Source organism: Phenylobacterium sp., assembly GCF_028290885.1.
In the GTDB taxonomy this organism is placed as follows: Bacteria; Pseudomonadota; Alphaproteobacteria; order Caulobacterales; family Caulobacteraceae; genus Phenylobacterium.
The window spans coordinates 1-12,869 of sequence record NZ_JAQGIZ010000249.1 but is presented as its reverse complement, the minus strand read 5'-3'; the positions used below and the strand labels follow the sequence as shown (position 1 = coordinate 12,869).

The window sequence follows — 12,869 nt, the reverse complement described above, 5'->3', positions numbered from 1 at the left end:
GCCCTCGACGCAGCTCTCCGGCGCCCGTCCCGCCCGCCCCGCGAACTCGTAGATCACGCAGGCATGCCACGCCTCGCCGGGGGCGAGCGCGATGTCGAAGCTGATGCGGCCGTTCGCGTAGACCGCCCGGCTGCCGGCGCGCCGGACCTTGACGCAGAGGCTGCGCTTGAAGTCCGCATTGACGTAGACGGTGTCGAGCCGCTGGGCGCGCGGGGCCCATTCGGTCTGGATGCGGCCGCGGCGGACAATGCGCCCCCGCTTCACCTCGAGGAGGTCCGCGAAGTCGCTGCGGATCGCGATCTCCAGGTTGAACTGCACCGGATCGGCGCCGTGGTTCACCAGGTCGAGGTCCTCGTGGAGCCCCTCGCTGATGGTGCGGCTCAGCGTCAGGGCCAGGCTCCCCTCCGGAATGCCGCCGCCTTCGCTTGGGATGGCTTGGTTCTGCAGGAAGACGCGGCTGGCGTAGTAGGCGATGTTCCCCGAATTCAGCAGGCTCCACGGCACGCCGTTCGCATAGATTCGCCAGCTCGAGATCAGGCGGGTGTCGAGGTCGTAGAGCCCCTTGTCCGTCCTCGATGGGATCTGGCCGTCCTGCTCGGTCAGCAGGAAGCTGTGGCCCTGGTTGATCGCGAGCCTGGGCGGCCCGACCGTGATCTCCGCGGCCATGTCTGCTACCGCGCCTCGCGCCCTTCACGGATCGCGGCGATGGCGTCCGCATAGTCGGCGGCCCCGAACACCGCCGTTCCCGCCACGATGGCGTCGGCGCCCGCCGCGAGGACCTGGCGGGTGGTCGGCCCGCTCTGGCCGCCGTCCACCTCGATGATGGTGGGCAGGCCCCGATCGTCGCACAGCGTCCGCAGCGCGGTGATCTTGGGCAGCACCTCCGGCAGGAAGTGCTGGCCGCCGAAGCCGGGGTTCACGGTCATCACCAGTATCACGTCGCAGAGGTGCAGGACGTACTCCACGAAGTCCGGCGGCGTGGCCGGATCCAGCACCGCGCCGGCCTTCTTGCCCAGCTCGCGGATCCGGCTCAGGACGCGGTGCAGGTGGATGGTCGAGCCCGGTTCGGCCTGCACCAGCAGGTGGTCGGCGCCGGCGTCCGCGAACGCCTCGATGTAGCGCTCGGGCTCGACGATCATCAGGTGGCAGTTCAGCGGCTTGCCCGTACAGCGCCGGATCGCCTTCACGATGTCCGGGCCGAAGGTGATGTTCGGCACGAAGCGGCCGTCCATGATGTCCAGATGGATCCAATCCGCGCCGGCCTGGTCGATGGCCCGGACTTCCTCGCCCAGCCGCGTGAAGTCGGCGGACAGGATCGAGGGCGCGACGATGACGGCGCGGTCGGTCATGCCGCGGCCCCCGACGCGGCGCGGGGCAGGACGTATCGGCGGACCGCTTCGGCGAAGCCGTCCTCGGTGTTCGGACCGGTGACGGTGTCGGCGGCGGCGCGCACGGCCTCCGACGCCTGGCCCATGGCGATGGCGAAACCCGCCTCCACGAACATCGACACGTCATTTTCCATGTCGCCGATCACCGCCAATCGCTGCGGATCGAGGCCAATGAGGCGGCAGATCTCGCGTACGGCGCGGCCCTTGTTCGCCTGGAGGTGGGTGACGTCCAGATAGTAGGGCTGCGAGCGCACGGCCGCGGCGAGCCCCGCCAGCTGGTCCTGGGCCTCGATCTCCGTCCGGGCCAGCAGGTCATGATCGCCCGACACACCGACCAGCTTGTCGACCTCCTCCAGCAGGGGGTCGAAGCTCGCGATGACGGTCGGCTCGAAACCGACCGTGCGGCGTTCGCGGTCGGTGTTGACGCCGTGCGGATCGCGCAACCACCACTCGCCCCGCGCAAAGACCCAGCTGTCGACCCCGCGCGAGTCGAACAACGCCAGCGCCATGCGGGCCGCCTCGCGGGGAACCGTCAGGCGTTCGAGGACCTCGCCGTCCGGGCCGAGGATGCTGCCGCCGTTGAAGGCCGCGAACGGCTGATCGACCTCCAGCGCGCTCAGCAGGGCGGCCATGCCGCGGGGCGGACGGCTGGAGATCAGGCTGAAGCCGACACCCGCCGTGTGCAGCGATCGCACTGCGGCCGCGGCGGCTTCGGTCAGCCGCTTGTCGGGCGTGACGAGGGTGCCGTCCACATCCGAAATCAGGAAGGCGACGGGCGGCGCTGGCGCGGCGTCAGCCACCGCCACCACCGCCAGTCAGGGGGCCTTCCACATGGCCGCCGAACCCGAAGCGCATGGCCGACAGCAGCTTCTCGCCGAAGGTGTGCTCCTGGCGCGAGCGGAAACGGGCGTAGAGCGCGGCGGAGAGCACCTCGGCCGGCACGGCCTCCTCGATCGCCGCCTCGATGGTCCAGCGCCCCTCGCCGGAGTCGGCCACCGCGCCGCTGTATTTCTCCAGCTTGGCGTCCCCGGCCAGGGCCGAGGCGGTGAGGTCCAGCAGCCAGGAGGAGACGACGCTGCCGCGCCGCCAGACCTCGGCGATGTCCGTCAGGTCGAGGTCGTAGCGCTGGTCCTCGGGCAAGGCCTCGGAGGCCTTGTTGCGGAGGATGTCGAAGCCCTCGGCATAGGCCTGCATCAGCCCGTACTCGATGCCGTTGTGGATCATCTTCACGAAATGGCCCGCGCCGACCGGACCGGCGTGGATGTAGCCGAGCTCCGCGCGCGGGTCGGCCCCGTCGGGCCGCCTGGTGCGCGGGATATCGCCTGCGCCGGGCGCCAGCGTGCGGAAGATCGGGTCCAGCCGATCCACCACGCTCGGCTCACCGCCGATCATCAAGCAATAGCCGCGCGACAGGCCCCAGACGCCGCCGGAGGTGCCCACGTCGACATAGTGCAGGCCCTGGGCCTTCAGCGCCTGCGCCCGCCGGATGTCGTCCTTGTAAAAGCTGTTGCCGCCGTCGATCACGGTGTCGCCGGACCCGAGCAGCCCGGCCAGTTGCCGGATCACCTCCTCGGTGGCGTCGCCGGCCGGCAACATGAGCCATACCGTGCGCGGCGCCTGCAGCTTGCCCACCAGGTCCTCGATGTCGGCCGCCCCCGTCGCACCCTCGTCAGCCAGGGCTTTCACCGTGTCGGGGGTGCGGTTCCAGACGACGCAGGCGTGACCGCCGCGCATGAGCCGTCGAACAATGTTGCCGCCCATCCGGCCCAGACCGATGACGCCCAGCTGCATGCGCTTTGTCCTTCCTGTTGAAGCGGGCCGCCTAGCCGGCCCGTCGTTGGGCGAGCTTGCTGCGCACCGCCGCCAGCAGCTTGTCGGCCGCGTCCGAGAACAGCTTGACGCCGTCGGTGACCAGATCCCGGGTCACACCCTCCAGGTCGAGGCCCAGGCGCTCGGCTTCAGCGAGCACCCGTTCGGCCTCGGGCACATCCTGAGTCAGGGTTTCGGCGACCCGGCCGTGGTCGCGGAACGCGTCCATGGTCTTGGGCGGCATGGTGTTGACCGTGTCCGGGCCGATCAGGTTCTCGACATAGAGCACGTCGGAATAGGCCGGGTCCTTGGTTCCGGTGGACGCCCACAGCAGCCGCTGCGGCCGCGCGCCTGCCGCCGCCAGAGCTTTCCAGCGCGGGGTGTCGATCAGCTTCAGATACTCTTGGTAAGCCACCTTGGCGTTGGCGATGGCCACCTTGCCGCGCAACGCCTTTAGCCGGTCGGCGTCCTTGTCGCCGTCGGCGACGCGTTGGTCGATCTTCTTGTCGATCTGGGTGTCGATCCGGCTGACGAAGAAGCTGGCCACGCCCGCGACCTTGCCGACGTCGCCACCGCCCGCGCTGAACGCCTCCAGGCCCGCGATGTGCGCCTCCGCCACCGCCAGGTAGGCCTTTAGCGCGAACAGCAGGGTGACGTTGATGTTGATCCCCTCGCCCACAAGCGTGCGGATCGCCTGGTATCCGGCTTCCGTCCCCGGAACCTTGACCATGAGGTTCGGCCGGCCGACCGCGCGCCACAGTCGCCGAGCCTCCGTCACCGTCCCGTCGGCGTCCAGCGCCAGATAGGGTGAGACCTCCAGGCTGACGAAGCCGTCGGCGCCGTTGGTCGCGTCATGGACCGGGCGCAGCTGGTCGGCGGCGTCCCGGATGTCGCTGATCGCCAGGTGTTCAAAGACCTCCGCCGCCTCGGTCACCCCCTGCGCCAGTAGCCCCCGGATGCGGTCGTCGTAGTCGGAGCCCTCACCTATCGCCTTTTCGAAGATCGAGGGGTTGGAGGTCACGCCCTTCAGTCCGTCCTCGGCGATCAGCCTCTTCAGTCCGCCGGTCTCCAGGATCTTGCGGTCGATGAAATCGAGCCAGACGGCCTGGCCGGCCTCGCCCAGCTGCTGCAGCGGATTGGTCATGGCTTGCTTCGGCCGGCCTGCGCCTTGGCCGCCTCGTAGAGGTGATCGGGGGTGAAGCCGAACCTGGTCTTCAGGTCGGCGTTGGGCGCCGAGGCGCCGAAGGTGTGCATGGCGAGGATCGCCCCGCCCAGACCGACGTAGCGGTCCCAGCCCAGGCTGGCGCCCTGCTCGATGGCCACGCGGCCCACGATGTCCGGCGGCAGCACCTGGTCGCGGTACGCCTGGTCCTGCTTCTCGAAGATGTCCCACGACGGCATGGAGACCACGCGCGCGGCGACGCCCTCGCCCGTCAGCCGCTCATAGACCTCGATGCAGAGGGAGACTTCGCTGCCGGTGGCCATCAGGATCACCTGAGGAGTCCGGTCGCCGTCCGCCAGCACATAGGCGCCGCGCCGCAGGCCCTCCGCGGCCGCGTAGCGCCCGCGGTCGAGGGTCGGTAGGGCCTGGCGCGAGAGCACCAGGCAGGCCGGCTGCTGCGATTGGCCGAGGATCAGCCGCCAGCCCTCGGCGGTCTCGTTGGCGTCGCAAGGCCGCAGCGTGATCAGACCCGGGATCGCGCGCAGGGCCGCGAGCTGTTCGATCGGCTGGTGGGTCGGTCCGTCCTCGCCCAGGCTGATAGAGTCGTGGGTGAAGACGAACACCACCGGCAGCTCCATCAGCGCGGCCAGCCGCGTGGGCGGGCGCATGTAGTCGCTGAAGATCAGGAAGGTGCCGGTGTAGGGCCGCAGGTTCGAGAGCGCGAGGCCGTTGGCGATGGCCCCCATGGCGTGTTCGCGCACGCCGAAGTGCAGGTTGCGGCCGCCGTAATCCCCGGCCCTGAACGTACCGGCCCCGTCGAACTCCAGCTTGGTCTTCGTGGAGGGCGCGAGGTCCGCCGCCCCACCCAGCAGCCAGGGGATGTGCGGCGCGATCGCGTTGAGGGTCTTGCCGGAGGCCTCGCGGCTGGCGATCCCCTTGGCGTCGGCCGGGAAGCTCGGGATGTCCCTGTCCCAGCCCTGGGGCAGTTCGCCCCGGCGCATCAGGTCCAGCTCGCGGGCCAGGGCCGGCTCGGCCTCGCGGTAGCGGGCAAAGTCGGCCTCCCACGCCTGCCGCAGCGCCTTGCCGCGCGCGCCCAGGGTGTCGGCGAACTGCGCGCGCACGCCGTCCGGCACCCGGAACTGGGCGTCCTGCGGCCAGCCGTAGGCCGCCTTGGTCAGCCGCACCTCGTCCGGCCCGAGGGGATCGCTGTGGATCTTGGACGTGCCCTGCCTGTGCGGCGAGCCGTAGCCGATGACGCTCTTCACCCGGATGAAGGTCGGGCGGCCGGAGGTCTTCTGGAACGTCTCGATGGCCTGGGCGAAGGCCTCGGTGTCGTTGGCGTCGGCCACGTCCAGGGTCGCCCAGCCGTAGGCGCGGAAGCGCGCCGCCACGTCCTCGCTGAACGCCAGGTCGGTATGGCCCTCGATGGTCACCGTGTTGTCGTCGTAGATCCAACAGAGGTTGGAGAGCTTCAGGTGGCCGGCCAGGGAGGCCGCCTCGCTGGCGACGCCTTCCATCATGTCGCCGTCGCTGCAGATCACATAGACGCTGTAGTCGAACAGCTTGCGGTCCGGCTTGTTGAACCGCGCCTCCAGCCAACGCTCCGCCATCGCCATGCCGACGCTGTTGCCGCAGCCCTGGCCCAGCGGCCCGGTGGTCGCCTCGACGCCGGTCGTGTGACGGTATTCCGGATGGCCCGGCGTGACGCTGCCGAGCTGGCGGAAGTGTTCGATGTCGTCGAGACTGACCGCAGGACGGCCTTGCGGCTGGCCGCGGCTGTCCACCGCCTCCACGCCCGCCAGATGCAGCAGGCTGTACAGCAGCATGGAGGCATGGCCGGCCGACAGCACGAAGCGGTCGCGGTTGACCCAGGTCGGATCCTTGGGGTCGTAGCGCAGGAAGCGCGTCCACAGCGTATAGGCCACGGGCGCCAGACCCATGGGCGCGCCAGCGTGGCCCGACTGCGCCTTTTCCACCGCGTCGATCGCCAGGGTGCGGATCGTGTCGATCGCCAACTCGGCGGTATCGATCCCGGCCGAAAAGCGATCCGCTGCGCCGCTCATGCCGGTCTCCGAACGCAGAGGCTGCGCCAACGACCGCCTGCGGGCAAGACGCCTGAGACGTGTCTGGAACAGCGGTGACCAACGCCTGTATTTCACGGAGACGACGCTCCGAATGCAGGCTGCTGGAGCAACGGCCCGGCGTCCGCCGGGTTCCGAGAACCTCGCGCTCAATCGCGCTGGAGCCGCCGCTCAGCGCCTTCAATCGGCGATGATCGCCGGCAGCGGCGACACGGCGAGCGAGCTGCGCGAGGGGCCTTCGAAGCGGTCGCGAAGCTTCAGGAATGGCCGCTCCACCAGCCAGTAGAGCGCGGCCCCGACAGCCAAGGCGGCGAGAAGGGCTAGCCCCAAACCCGCGCCGTGCAGGCGCACGGGCAGCTGCGGCGCGGCGATCTGGACCGCATGGAAGACGGCCTTGTGCGTCAGGTAGAGGCTGTATGCGCCCGCCGCCAGCGCGCCGGCCCCCGGCACGGGGTAGCGGCCTATGATGGAACGGCCGTCGCTGCCGGCGATCACGATCAACGCAATGCTGAACGACAACATCGGGAAACCGAGCACCGTCACCCAGAAGCCTGCGATCTGCCCGGCGAAGGCGAGGACCGAGAGGCCGACGCCGGCGAGGCCCGCCGCCAGCAAGAGGTTCGGCCGCAGGGTCAACCGTTTCCAAAGCGCCGGACGGAAGGTCCGGATAATGGCGGCCACGATGCCCGCCAGAAGGCCGTCGAGGCGCGTCCAGGTCGGGTAGTAGATCGCGGTCATGTAACGGCCGCCGCGCGGCGGAGAGGCGATGTCGAACGGCGTGCGGGCGACGTCGTGCAGCCAGAAATACCCGCGAAGCGCCATGCCCAGGAGCAGGACCGCGATCACCGCCCCGACGATCTTCCCTGGCGTCGGCCGGATCGCAAGCAGCGCGACGACGGCCGGAAACAGCAGGTAGAACTGCTCCTCCACGCACAGAGACCAGACGTGCGAGAAGGCCTTCGGCGTCGAGATGTCGAAGAACAGGTTTTCGGTGAAGGTCAGGAACTGCCACAGGGGCTGGATGTCCTGGCGATCGCGGACCAGAGGAACCAGGAAGTAGGCGGCCACGACGACAAGAAATGCCGGGAAGGTCCGCAACAGCCGACGGGCAAAGAAGCGGGAATAGCTGGGCCGCAGGCCGCGCGCCCACGGCCGAAGCAGCTGCCCGGCGATCAAGAACCCGCTGAGAACGAAGAACAGGTCGACGCCCATCCAGCCTCGACCGACCATCCAGTTGGCCTGCGAGGCGAAGCCGAACAGGGAGCTGTGGTAGATCATCACCCAGCTGATCGCGACGGCGCGGATCAGATCGAGGCCAGGCAAGCGGGGGGCGTCCGGCGACGATGCGGGCGTTTCCAAGGGCGGCGACTCAAATGGAGGTTGTGCGAGCATCGGATGTGACGCGCGCCGCACGCGCACGTCCAGGGGAGATCAATCGCCGCGCCTGGCGACTGCCCGCCGAGGTTTGGTTAAGGCGTCGCCAATCACCCTTACAACATCGTTCATCGGCGGTTCAAAGCGCAGGTTCAAAGCTGGCGACGATCGACCGCACGGAGGAGCGACGGCCATGACCAACCCGACGGCCCCCCACAAGTCCCACCCGTCCCTCTGGGCCATGGGGCTGTTCCTCCTCAGCAGCGGGTTCGCCCTGATCTCGATCGTGCTGTTCTCGACGGGCTATAGCCCGCTCTAGCTCGGCATGATGATCGGACGGAGATTGGAGCGGCCGGTGGGAATCGAACCCACGACATCAAGCTTGGGAAGCTTGCGTTCTACCTCTGAACTACGGCCGCGATCCCTGGAGGTGGGGTTCCTTAGCCGGTCTTCCGGCGGCCCTCAAGCCGGTGAGCGGCGCCAGCGGGGGTCGGGGCGCTGTCAGGTCCCCTGGATTGCCGGGTGGCGAGGCCTTCCGCTAAGAAGGTGTCGAACAACTGTTTGAGGACCTGCCTTTGTCCCAGCTTTTCGAGCCGCTGACCCTGGCCCACGGGCCGGCCCTGAAGAACCGCCTGGTGCTGGCGCCGCTCACCAACCTGCAGAGCCATGCCGACGGGACCCTGTCGGACGAGGAGTTCACCTGGCTGACATTGCGGGCCAAGGGCGGCTTTGCCCTGACCATGACCTGCGCGGCGCACGTACAGCGGATCGGCCAGGGGTTCCCGGGCCAGCTCGGCGTGTTCGGCGACCAACACCTGGCGGGACTGACCCGGCTGGCGGCGAAGATCAGGGAATACGGCAGCGTCGCGGTCGCCCAGCTGCACCACGCCGGCATGCGGAGCCCGAAGGAGCTGATCGGCGAGGCGCCGGTCTGCCCGTCCGACAACGCCGAGTTTGGGGCCCGCGCGCTGACGCTGGCGGAGGTCGAGCAGCTGCGGGACGACTTCATCGCCGCGGCCGTGCGCTGTGAGCGGGCGGGCTTCCAGGGCGTCGAGCTGCACGGCGCGCACGGCTACATCCTGGCCCAGTTCCTCAGCCCCGAAGTCAACCAGCGGACCGACCGCTACGGCGGCAGTCTCGAGAACCGCGCCCGGGTCGTCCACGAGATCATCGACGGCGTCCGCGCCCGCACCGGCCCCGACTTCAGCCTGGGCCTGCGCCTGTCGCCGGAACGGTTCGGCCTGAAGCTCGCCGAGATCCGCCAGGTCGCCGGGGAAATCCTGGCGCAGGGCAAGATCGACTACCTCGACATGTCGCTCTGGGACTACGCCAAGGAGCCGATGGAGGAGGCGTTCCAGGGCCGGAGCCTGATGAGCTACTTCACCGAGCTGCCGCGCGGCAAGGTGCGGCTGGGCTGCGCGGGCAAGGTGATGACGCCGGACGATGCGCGCGCCTGCCTGGAGCGCGGCATGGACTATGTGCTGCTGGGCCGCGCGGCGATCCTGCACCACGACTGGCCGCAGAAGCTGGCCGCCGATCCGGCGTTCACGCCGGTGAAGATCCCGGTCAGCGGCGACTACCTGCTCGCCGAGGGGCTGAGCCCGGCGTTCGTGAAGTACATGCAGGGCTGGAAGGGCTTCGTCGAGGAACCGGCGACCGAGCCGGCGTAGGCCCGCGTTGACGTCGGCGCGGCCCGGCCGCACCATCGCGCAAAGATCAGAGGAGGCCCCCGATGGCCGACGGCGAAGTCCTGGACCGCGCGAAGTTCCACGCCATGACCGAGGGGACCCAGGAAGACTGGATGGCCATAAGCCGCGCCGCCGCCCCGCACCGGGGCGAGCTGGCCGACCGGCTGCTGGCGCACCTGAGGCTGCTGGACAACGACCACGGCGGTTTCGCGGTGGACCGGCTGGAGCACTCCCTGCAGACCGCCACCCGGGCCCACCGCGCGGGGCAGGACGAGGAATATGTGGTCTGCGCCCTGATGCACGACATCGGCGACATCCTGATGCCGGCCAATCATGCCGAGCTCGGGGCGACGATCCTCAAGCCCTACATCTCCGAGGCCAACCACTGGATGATGGAGAAGCACGGCGTCTTCCAGGGCTATTACTTCTTCCACTACATCGGCCTCGACCGCGACATGCGCGAGCAGTTCCGGGGCCACCCGCACTTCGAGTACTGCGCCCAGTTCTGCCACCTCTACGACCAGAACAGCTTCGATCCGGCCTATGAGAGCATGCCGCTGGAGGCCTTCGAGCCGATGCTGCGGCGGGTGACCGAGACGCCCAAGCAGTCGATCTACCAGCGGGATTGAGCTGCCTTCCCCCGGTACGGGGGAAATGTCGCCAATGCCGAAGGCGGGCGACAATGGGGGAAGTGGCTTCCGCAGGCTCGACTTCCCCCATCGACCCTCTTGCTTCGCAATTCGGGCCACTTCCCCCATACCGGGGGAAGACAGTTCGGCCCGCTTGGTGGCGCTACTGCACCCGCTCCACCTTGAACCCGCGCGCCGCCAGCAGCGCCGGGAGGCCGTCGGGGCCGACCATGTGCAGGGCGCCGACGTTGACCAGTTCGACGCCCCTGGTCTGGCCCATCTCGGCGGTCAGCTTGTCGGCCCAGGCGAGGTTGCGGCGTTTCAGCAGGGCGTCGTAGAGGCTGGGGTTTTCGCGCGCGATCTCGGCGGTCAGGCTCGGACCCAGCCGCGCCAGGTCGCCCGCCATCCAGGCGGACTCCATCGACATGGCCGTGGGCTTGAGGCTGATCTGCCGGGGCGGCGCATGGCGCTGGTGGATCACGTCGGCCAGGTACTGGATCTCGGCTGGCTCGGGCAGGCCCGCGAACAGCCGCGCCTGGTCTTCCAGGGTCTCGAAGACCTTGATCTGCTTGCCGCCGGCGCGGGCCTGGCGGGTCACGGCCATGTCGGCGCCGGCCTCGACCTTCGCGCCCCGGGCCAGCACCGGCTGCATGGAGAGCATCAGCGCCGCCGCCCACGGCCGCAGGTGCTCGATCCGCGCCATGTCGGCCTCGTCGCCCAGTGCGCGCAGGTCGGCGGCCTGCAGTTTTTCGCTCAGCCCCCGTTCCGGATCGACGCCGTAGCGGTTGACGATCAGTCCGACGGTGGCCGCGTCGGCGGCGCCGACGTCGGCCTCGAACCAGACGGCTGAGGCCTTGGCGTAGGCCTCGTCATAGGCGGGCGTGCGCCAGTGGGTGGTGGGCTGCAAGGCGTGCAGGGTGCCGAACAGATAGACCTCGGCGGTGGGGCTGGTGACCCGCCACATGGCGGGCGCGGCCTGGGCGGCGGCGCCCGCGAAGCTCGCGACGGCGGCGGCGACCGCGGCGACGGCCAAACGGAACCGGGACATGCGGCCCCCTTCCCCCGAAATCCACGACGGATTTCGGAAACGTCAATCGTTTGACCATTCCGAGAGGAAATGGTCGAGGGGCGGAAAGCTACTCGCCCCAAATTCGGAAATGCTTCGATAGCTTTAGACCCTGGCGCTGGTAATGCGACCCGAGGTCGCCATAGAGCCGGTCGGGCTTCTCGGTCAGCGGCTCGTAGACCAGGCGGGCCACCGTCTGGCCGTCCTCCAGGATGAAGGGCGTCTCGTGGCTGCGCACCTCCAGCACGCCGCGCGAGCCCTTGCCGTGCGCCTCGTCGGTGCCGAAGCCGGGATCGAAAAAGCCGGCGTAGTGCACCCGGAACTCGCCGACGGAGGGGTCGATCGGGGTCATCTCCGCGGCCTCCAGCACCGGGATCTCCACCGCCTGTTTGGAGGCCAGGATGTAGAACTCGCCGGGATCGAGCAGCAGCTGGCCGTCCTTGGGGCGCAGCGGCTCCCAGAAGTCCCGCGGATCGTGGCCGTCCTCATGGTCGAGGTCGACGAGGCCGGCGTGGCGGCGGCCGCGGAAGCCGGCGATCTCGCCCGTCAGGTCGACCCCGACGCTCTCGGTCCGCAGCCGCTCCGGCGTCCCGACCTTCAGGCGCAGCTGGTTGAGCCGGGTGCCGGTGCGGACCAGCACCGAGAAGGTCTGCGGCGCGATCTCCATGTAGATCGGCCCGTCGTAGCCCGCGTCCACGTCGTCGAAGGCCGCGCCCCGGTCGGATAGCAGGCGCACGAAGACGTCCACCCGGCCGGTGGAGCTCTTCGGGTTGGCCCGCGCCGAGACCCCCTTCGGCAGTTTCAGCCGCTCCTGCAGCTCGGCGATGTAGACGCAGCCGCGCTCCAGAACCGCGCTGCGGGTCAGGTCCACCTCGTGCATGGCGACCTCGGCGATCCGCTCGCGCACCGTGTGGCGGCCGGGCAGGAACGAGGCGCGCACCCGCCAGGCGCGGCTTGCCAGGCGCAGGTCGAGGCTGGCCGGCTGGACCTGGTCGTCCTCGAAGGGGGTGTCGGCCGTGATCGCGCCGCCGGCGATCAGGGCTTCGATGGCTTGGCAGGGCAGGATGCCCGGGCGTTGGGTGTCGCTCATGGGCGGCCAAGACTTATCGGAGAACCTTGAGCTTGCAAGCATCCTTCTCCCCTTGTGGGAGAAGGTGTCGCCCGAAGGGTGACGGATGTGGGGTTTTGCTCCGCCCTCGGCGCGATTCCACACTCAGATCGGATAGGGCGTTCGACCCCACATCCGACCTGCTTCGCAGGCCACCTTCTCCCACAAGGGGAGAAGGACCATTAGCTTGGCTCTCTCGGGAGCGAGGAAAGCCCGGCTTGACGCCTTGGCGCGTCTGCCGTTCAAGCGGCGCTCTGCCCGCAAAGGAGCCCGCCATGGCCGAAAACCCGAGGGATTGGGAGACCGAGACCCGTCTGGTGCGCGGCGGCATGGCCCGCAGCCCCTATGGCGAGATCTCTGAGGCGCTCTTCCTGACGCAGAGCTTCGCCTATGACAGCGCCCAGGCGGCCGACGAGCGCTTCGGCGGCGGGCCGGGGTTCATCTACCAGCGCTTCGGCAACCCCACGACGCAGATGTTCGAGGACCGCCTGGCGCTCCTGGAAGGCGCCGATGTCTGCCGGGCGACCGCCTCGGGCATGAGCGCGGTGCACGTGGCGCTGACCG

Annotated in this window: 13 protein-coding genes and 1 tRNA gene; 4 read left to right on the top strand and 10 right to left on the bottom strand. The window is 69.2% G+C overall.

All coding sequences use genetic code 11. The annotated features are described in order from the left end of the window. From JWP28_RS16855 to JWP28_RS16825, 7 genes are all read right to left on the bottom strand, one after another. Positions 1–666: glycogen debranching N-terminal domain-containing protein (locus JWP28_RS16855; protein ID WP_299544729.1), on the bottom strand; the 666-nt coding region annotated here is incomplete at its 3' end. Between the two features lie 5 nt (positions 667–671). After that, positions 672–1,349, bottom strand: a complete 678-nt coding sequence (gene rpe / locus JWP28_RS16850) for a ribulose-phosphate 3-epimerase (protein ID WP_299544728.1) — start codon at positions 1,347–1,349, stop codon at positions 672–674. Then, positions 1,346–2,188: an HAD family hydrolase gene (locus JWP28_RS16845; protein WP_299544726.1), complete on the bottom strand. Its 843-nt coding sequence runs from the start codon at positions 2,186–2,188 to the stop codon at positions 1,346–1,348. The genes rpe and JWP28_RS16845 overlap by 4 nt, the downstream gene beginning before the upstream one ends. After that, positions 2,181–3,179 (bottom strand): phosphogluconate dehydrogenase (NAD(+)-dependent, decarboxylating), encoded by a 999-nt coding sequence (gnd, locus tag JWP28_RS16840; protein WP_299544725.1) that lies wholly within the window; start codon positions 3,177–3,179, stop codon positions 2,181–2,183. The genes JWP28_RS16845 and gnd overlap by 8 nt, the downstream gene beginning before the upstream one ends. Before the next feature lie 31 nt (positions 3,180–3,210). After that, positions 3,211–4,341, bottom strand: coding sequence for a transaldolase (tal, locus tag JWP28_RS16835; RefSeq protein ID WP_299544723.1), 1,131 nt, complete (start codon positions 4,339–4,341; stop codon positions 3,211–3,213). Continuing rightward, a complete protein-coding gene (tkt, locus tag JWP28_RS16830; RefSeq protein ID WP_299544721.1) occupies positions 4,338–6,422 on the bottom strand; it encodes a transketolase in 2,085 nt (694 codons plus the stop codon). The genes tal and tkt overlap by 4 nt, the downstream gene beginning before the upstream one ends. Before the next feature lie 198 nt (positions 6,423–6,620). Further along, complete coding sequence (locus tag JWP28_RS16825; protein WP_299544719.1) at positions 6,621–7,763, bottom strand: acyltransferase; 1,143 nt, start codon at positions 7,761–7,763, stop codon at positions 6,621–6,623. 244 nt (positions 7,764–8,007) lie between these two features. On the opposite strand from JWP28_RS16825, the gene JWP28_RS16820 reads away from it, so the two are divergent. Beyond that, positions 8,008–8,133: a hypothetical protein gene (locus JWP28_RS16820; protein WP_299544717.1), complete on the top strand. Its 126-nt coding sequence runs from the start codon at positions 8,008–8,010 to the stop codon at positions 8,131–8,133. A 25-nt stretch (positions 8,134–8,158) separates the two neighbouring features. On the opposite strand, the gene JWP28_RS16815 is transcribed toward JWP28_RS16820, so the two are convergent. Next, positions 8,159–8,233 (bottom strand) — tRNA-Gly (locus JWP28_RS16815). Positions 8,234–8,389: 156 nt separating this feature from the next. Here JWP28_RS16815 and JWP28_RS16810 point away from each other — a divergent pair. Together JWP28_RS16810 and JWP28_RS16805 are read left to right on the top strand one after the other, a co-directional pair. Continuing rightward, positions 8,390–9,484 (top strand): NADH:flavin oxidoreductase, encoded by a 1,095-nt coding sequence (locus tag JWP28_RS16810; protein WP_299544715.1) that lies wholly within the window; start codon positions 8,390–8,392, stop codon positions 9,482–9,484. Between the two features lie 62 nt (positions 9,485–9,546). Further along, positions 9,547–10,131, top strand: a complete 585-nt coding sequence (locus JWP28_RS16805; RefSeq protein WP_299544713.1) for an HD domain-containing protein — start codon at positions 9,547–9,549, stop codon at positions 10,129–10,131. Positions 10,132–10,294: 163 nt separating this feature from the next. On the opposite strand, the gene JWP28_RS16800 is transcribed toward JWP28_RS16805, so the two are convergent. Both JWP28_RS16800 and JWP28_RS16795 read right to left on the bottom strand, forming a co-directional pair. Beyond that, positions 10,295–11,179, bottom strand: a complete 885-nt coding sequence (locus JWP28_RS16800) for a TraB/GumN family protein (RefSeq protein WP_299544711.1) — start codon at positions 11,177–11,179, stop codon at positions 10,295–10,297. A gap of 88 nt (positions 11,180–11,267) precedes the next feature. Continuing rightward, positions 11,268–12,287 (bottom strand): 2'-deoxycytidine 5'-triphosphate deaminase, encoded by a 1,020-nt coding sequence (locus tag JWP28_RS16795; RefSeq protein WP_299544709.1) that lies wholly within the window; start codon positions 12,285–12,287, stop codon positions 11,268–11,270. Positions 12,288–12,580: 293 nt separating this feature from the next. Here JWP28_RS16795 and JWP28_RS16790 point away from each other — a divergent pair. Then, a partial coding sequence (locus JWP28_RS16790; RefSeq protein ID WP_299544708.1) for a PLP-dependent transferase occupies positions 12,581–12,869 on the top strand: 289 nt, incomplete at its 3' end.